Source organism: Xanthobacter sp., from assembly GCF_041911315.1.
GTDB lineage: Bacteria > Pseudomonadota > Alphaproteobacteria > Rhizobiales > Xanthobacteraceae > Xanthobacter > Xanthobacter aminoxidans.
In genome coordinates, this window is record NZ_JAYRPE010000032.1 from 1 (window position 1) to 5,485 (window position 5,485).

Genomic DNA, 5,485 nt, shown 5'->3' on the forward strand with positions numbered 1-5,485 from the left:
GCCGAGCGGGTGGCGCAGGGCGCGCTCTCCCCGGCCGCCCGCGCCGTCGCCGGCTGGCTCGCCGCCGCAGAGGTGCGGGACGCGTCGGCGCCGACGCTTCTCCATAACGATTTCAAGCTCGACAACGTGCTGCTGGACCCGGCCACCCGCGCCCCCGTCGCCGTGGTGGACTGGGACATGGGCACCCGTGGCGACCCGCTGTTCGACCTCGCGACACTGCTCAGCTACTGGACCGAGGCCGGCGACCCGCCGTGCATGCACGAGCTGGCGCAGATGCCCACGGCCCGCCCCGGCTTCCTGACGCGGGCCGAAGCGGCGGATGCCTATGCCCGCGCCACCGGCCGGGACCTGTCCCAGCTCAAGGTCTACCGCGTGCTTACCATGCTGAAGCTCGGCGTGGTGTTCCACCAACTCCACGCGCGGCACCTCGCCGGCGAGACGGCGGACCCGCGCTATGCCGGCTTCGGCACGCTCGCCGAGGCGCTGTTCGATTTCACCCTCGACATCATCAACGACAAGACCTTCTGAAGGCGATGCCCATGGATTTCGCGCTCCCCCCCGATCTCGCCACGCTGGAGGCCCGCACCGCGGCCTTCGTGGGTGACGAGGTGCTGCCCTTCGAGGCCGACCCCCGCCGCACCGCCCACGGCCCCACCGACGATTTGCGCCGCGACCTGGTGGCGAAGGCGCGCGCGGCCGGGCTGCTGAGCCCGCACGTGCCGAAGGCATGGGGCGGTCTCGGCCTCTCCCACCTCGGCAAGGCCGTCGTGTTCGAGGCGGCGGGCTATTCCATGCTCGGCCCCATCGCGCTCGCCATCGCCGCGCCGGATGAGGGCAACATGCACCTTCTCGCCGAGGTGGCGAGCGAAGCGCAGAAGGCCCGCTACCTCGCCCCCATGGCGGCGGGCGAGACGCGCTCCTGCTTCCTGATGACCGAGCCGCATCCCGGCGCCGGGGCCGACCCGTCGCTGCTCAAGACCACCGCGGTGAAGGACGGCGACCATTTCGTCATCAACGGCCTCAAATGGCTGATTACCGGCGCCGAGGGGGCGGCCTTCGCCATCATCATGGCCCGCACCGTCGTCGAGGGGCGGGACGTGGGCGCCACCATGTTCCTCGCCGATCTGCCAGCGGAGGGCGTGCGCATCGTGCGGGCGCTCGACACGCTGGACAGCTCCTTCACCGGCGGCCACGCGGAAGTGGCGCTGGAAAATCTGCGCGTTCCCGCCTCCGACGTGCTCGGTGCCGTGGGTGAGGGCTTCCGCCATGCGCAGGCGCGGCTCGTGCCGGCGCGGCTCACCCACTGCATGCGCTGGCTCGGTGCCGCGCGGCGCGCCCACGACATCGCCACCAAATACGCGGGCCGGCGCGAGGCGTTCGGCGGCACGCTCCTGTCACACGAGGGCGTCGGCTTCATGCTGGCCGACAACGAGATCGATCTCCACACCACCCGCCTCGCCATCCGCCACGCCGCCTGGCTGCTGGACAAGGGCGAAAAGGCGAACGTGGAAAGCTCCATGGTGAAGGTGTTCGCCTCCGAAGCCATCTTCCGCATCGTGGACCGGTCGCTCCAGGTGCTGGGCGGCCTCGGCATGACGCGCGACACGGAGGTGGAGCGCATCTTCCGCGACGTGCGCGGATTCCGCATCTATGACGGCCCGTCCGAGGTCCACCGCTGGAACATCGCGCGCCGGCTCGCCCGTGGCGCGGCCGTGAAGGCTGTGCCGGAAGGGAGGGCCGCGTGATGGGTCTCGCCCTTCCCCTACCCCATCCGGCGCCCATGCCCGGCCTTGCCGGTAAGATCGTCATCGTCACTGGTGGGGGGCGGGGCCTCGGCCGCGCCGTAGCGGAGGGCTTTGCCGACGCCGGCGCCCATGTGGTGCTCACCGGCCGCAGCGCCGAGACGCTAGCCGAGGCGACCGCCGCGATCGCCACGCAGGGCGGATCGGCCGAAGGCATCGCCGCCGACGTGGCGAGCGAGGCGGATGTCGAGGCGCTGGCCCGCGCGGTGGTGGAGCGTCATGGCCGCATCGACGTGCTCGTCAACAATGCCGGCATCAACCCCTGGTACAAGACCGCCGAGGACACCAGCCTCGCTGAATGGCGGCAGGTGGTGGACACCAACCTCACCGGCGTGTTCCTCGCCGCCCGCGCGGCAGGCCGGGTGATGCTGGCCCAGGGCGAAGGCGCCATCGTCAACATCACCTCCGTCGCCGGCCGGGTGGGGCTGGCGCGCACCACGGCCTATTGCGCTGCCAAGGGCGGGGTGGAGCTGATGACCCGCCAACTCGCGCTCGAATGGGCCAAGAAGGGCGTGCGGGTGAATGCCGTCGGCCCCGGCTATTTCGAAACCGAGCTGACCGAAGGCATGCGCCAGAACCCCAAGCTCGCCGAGCGCGTCACCGGGCGCACGCCCATGGGCCGCTTCGGCCATCCGCAGGAGCTGGTCGGCGCCTGCCTGTTCCTCGCCTCGCCCGCCGCCTCCTACATCACCGGCGCCTCGCTGGCGGTGGACGGCGGCTGGACCGCCGCCTGATCCGAAAGACCAGAGATGAACGCCCTCACGCCCACATCCACACCGCGCTCCACCCCCTTGGCCCTCGCCGGCCTCAAGGTGCTGGACCTCACCCGCCTGCTGCCGGGCGCCTTCTGCTCGCTGATGCTGGCCGACCTCGGCGCCGACGTGCTCAAGATCGAGCAGCCCGAGGGTGGCGACTACAACCGCATCTTCCCGCCGCTGAACCGGGCGGAATCCGGCTCCTTCCTGCTGCTCAACCGCAACAAGAAGAGCCTGACGCTGAACCTCAAGTCGGAAGAGGGCCGCGCCATCCTCCTCAAGCTGGTGAAGGATGCGGACGTGCTTCTGGAGGGCTTCCGGCCCGGCGTCATGGACCGCCTCGGCCTCGGCTATGACACCCTCGCCGAGATCAATCCGCGCCTCGTCTATTGCGCCATCTCCGGCTACGGGCAGGACGGGCCGAGCCGGCTCAAACCGGGGCACGATCTCAACTACCTCGCCGAAGCCGGCGCGCTGCAACTGTTCGGCAAGGCGGGGGAAGGCCCCATCGTGCCGGGGCTCTCCATCGCTGACGTGGGCGGCGGCTCGCTCATGGCCTCCACGGGAATCCTCGCCGCGTTGCTGGCGCGGGCGACCACCGGGCGCGGGCAGTTCGTGGACGTGTCCATGCATGACGGCGCCATGTCCTGGCTGTCGCTGCACGGCGCCGACCATCTCTTCACCGGCATCGAGCCGAAGGGCGGCGAGCGGCCCTTCATCGGGCAGGCGCCCTGCTACAACGTCTATGCCTGCGCCGACGGGAAGCACGTCGCCCTGGGCCTCATCGAGGCGCATTTCTGGCACCGCTTCTGCGATGCCGTGGGCCTGCCCGCTCTTAAGGACGACCAGTGGCCGGAGGGCGAGCGGGAAGTGGCGCAGAAGGCCACCCTCGCCGACCTGTTCGCCCGCAAGACGCGCGATGAATGGGTGGCCGAGCTTGAAGCCGCCGACATTCCCTTCGGCCCCGTCTTCTCCATGGAGGAGGCGTTCGCCGATCCCCACGCCCGCCACCGGCAGATGCTGATGTCCATGGAGCATCCGGTGGAGGGCACCATTCCCCAGCTCGGCTTTCCGGTGAAATATTCCGGGACGCCCTGCACGCTGCGTTCGCCGCCGCCCCTGCTCGGCGAGCACAATGGCGAGGTGCTGGCGGGCCTTGGCTATGCGCCCGAGGAGATCGCCGCGCTCAAGGCCAGCCGGGCCATCTGAGGCAATACCCGCAGGAGAGCACCAAGAGAGCACAATGCTCCGGGAGGAAACCATGGCCCTCAGCCAGATGGCGCCGACCAAAATGGCGCCCAACATGACCGACTATGCCGAAACGGTCCGCACCTTCCGCTGGCAGGTGCCGGAGACGTTCAACTTCGGCGCCGACGTGGTGGATCATTTCGCCCGCACCGCGGACGGGGACGCCCTCATCTGGGCCAATGCGGCGGGCGAGGAGCGGCGCTTCTCCTTCTCGGACATGGCGCGCCTGACCAGCCGCTTCGCCTCGGCGCTGGCGGCACGCGGCATCCGGAAGGGGGATAGGGTGCTGGTCATGCTGCCGCGCATTCCCGAATGGCAGGTGGCCATGGTGGGCTGCCTGAAGCTCGGGGCGGTGCCCATCCCGTCCATCGAGATGCTCACCGCCAAGGACATCGAATATCGCGTGCGCCATGCCGGCGTGCGGGCCGTGGTGGCCCGGGCCGAGCACGCACCGAAGTTCGCCAACGTGATGGGGGAGGTGCCGGTGCGCCTCGCGCTGACAGGCCCCCTTGGCGGCGCCCCCGGCTTCGAGCCGCTGGAGGAGGCGCTGGCCTCCGGCGACGAGGCCTTTGCGCCGGTGACCGTCAGGGCCGACGATCCTGCCGTGCTCTATTACACCTCCGGCTCCACCGGCCAGCCGAAGGGCGTGCTCCACGCCTCCCGCGGGCTCTACGCCTGGCGCGGCTCGGCCGTCTCCTGGCTGGATCTTCGCCCCGGCGACACCATCTGGTGCACCGCCGACACCGGCTGGAGCAAGGCCGGCACCTCCATCCTCTTCGGCCCGTGGAGCTGCGGGGCCGCCAGCTTCTTCTACGATGGCCCGTTCGACCCCAAGGAGCGCCTGCGGCTGCTGGAGCGCTACGGCATCACCGTCTATTGCGCGCCGGGCACCGAGCTTTTCCGGGTGGTGGATGCCGGCGTCGCCGAGCACGACCTCTCGCGCCTGCGCCACACCGTCTCCTCCGGCGAGACGCTGAACCCCGCGGTCGCGGCGCGCTGGCAGACAGCGACAGGCGTCCCCATCCTTGAAGCCTACGGCCAGACCGAGACGCTGATGACGCTGCTCAATTATCCCTGCGTCGCCCCGCGCGAGGGCTCCATGGGCAAGCCGCTGCCGGGCCTCGATCTCGCCGTCATCGACGGCGCGGGCAACCGCCTGCCGCCCGGCGTGGAGGGCGATATCGCCCTTCTCACCCCCAACCCGCAGATGATGATCGGTTATCTCAACGAGCCCGAGCGCACCGCCAGCGCCCATGTGGACGGGCCGGAGGGGCGGTGGTTCGTCACCGGCGACCTCGGAATGGTGGATGCGGACGGCTATTTCTACCATCGTGGCCGCAATGACGACGTCATCAACTCCGCCGGCTACCGCATCGGTCCGTCCGAGGTGGAGAACGCCCTGCTCGACCATCCGGCGGTGCAGGAATGCGCGGCGGTGGCGGCGCCCCATCCCGAGCGCGGCGAGATCGTGAAGGCCTTCGTTGTGCTGCGCGCGGGGCTCACCGGCGACGACGCTCTCGCCAGCGCCTTGCAGGATCACGTGAAGCGTGTCACCGCTCCCTATAAATATCCCCGCGCCATCGAGTTTCTCGGCGAGCTGCCGAAGACCATGACCGGGAAGGTGCAACGCAAGGTGCTGCGCGACCTGGAGAAGGCCCGCGCCGCCGAGAGGATGGTCCC

5 protein-coding genes are annotated in these 5,485 nt (G+C 70.1%); all 5 read left to right on the forward strand.

What is annotated here, in order from left to right; genetic code table 11:
* Nucleotides 1–528: phosphotransferase (locus ACE3QW_RS10900; protein WP_374251519.1), on the forward strand; the 528-nt coding region annotated here is incomplete at its 5' end.
* Nucleotides 529–539: 11 nt separating this feature from the next.
* Nucleotides 540–1,745 (forward strand): acyl-CoA dehydrogenase family protein, encoded by a 1,206-nt coding sequence (locus tag ACE3QW_RS10905; RefSeq protein WP_374251520.1) that lies wholly within the window; start codon nucleotides 540–542, stop codon nucleotides 1,743–1,745.
* Complete coding sequence (locus tag ACE3QW_RS10910) at nucleotides 1,745–2,536, forward strand: SDR family NAD(P)-dependent oxidoreductase (RefSeq protein ID WP_374251523.1); 792 nt, start codon at nucleotides 1,745–1,747, stop codon at nucleotides 2,534–2,536. Before ACE3QW_RS10905 ends, ACE3QW_RS10910 begins: the two co-directional genes overlap by 1 nt.
* Nucleotides 2,537–2,551: 15 nt before the next feature.
* The gene (locus ACE3QW_RS10915) at nucleotides 2,552–3,766 is read left to right on the forward strand and encodes a CaiB/BaiF CoA transferase family protein (protein WP_374251521.1); all 1,215 of its coding nucleotides are present in this window, start codon (nucleotides 2,552–2,554) and stop codon (nucleotides 3,764–3,766) included.
* Between the two features lie 34 nt (nucleotides 3,767–3,800).
* On the forward strand, nucleotides 3,801–5,485 hold a 1,685-nt coding region (locus ACE3QW_RS10920; RefSeq protein WP_374251522.1), incomplete at its 3' end, for an acyl-CoA synthetase.

What these genes read in the sequence shown, in the direction of transcription:
- ACE3QW_RS10905 (WP_374251520.1), top strand. Translation starts at nt 540, where the DNA reads ATGGATTTCGCGCTCCCCCCCGATCTCGCCACGCTGGAGGCCCGCACC.
- ACE3QW_RS10910 (WP_374251523.1), top strand. Translation starts at nt 1,745, where the DNA reads ATGGGTCTCGCCCTTCCCCTACCCCATCCGGCGCCCATGCCCGGCCTT.
- ACE3QW_RS10915 (WP_374251521.1), top strand. Translation starts at nt 2,552, where the DNA reads ATGAACGCCCTCACGCCCACATCCACACCGCGCTCCACCCCCTTGGCC.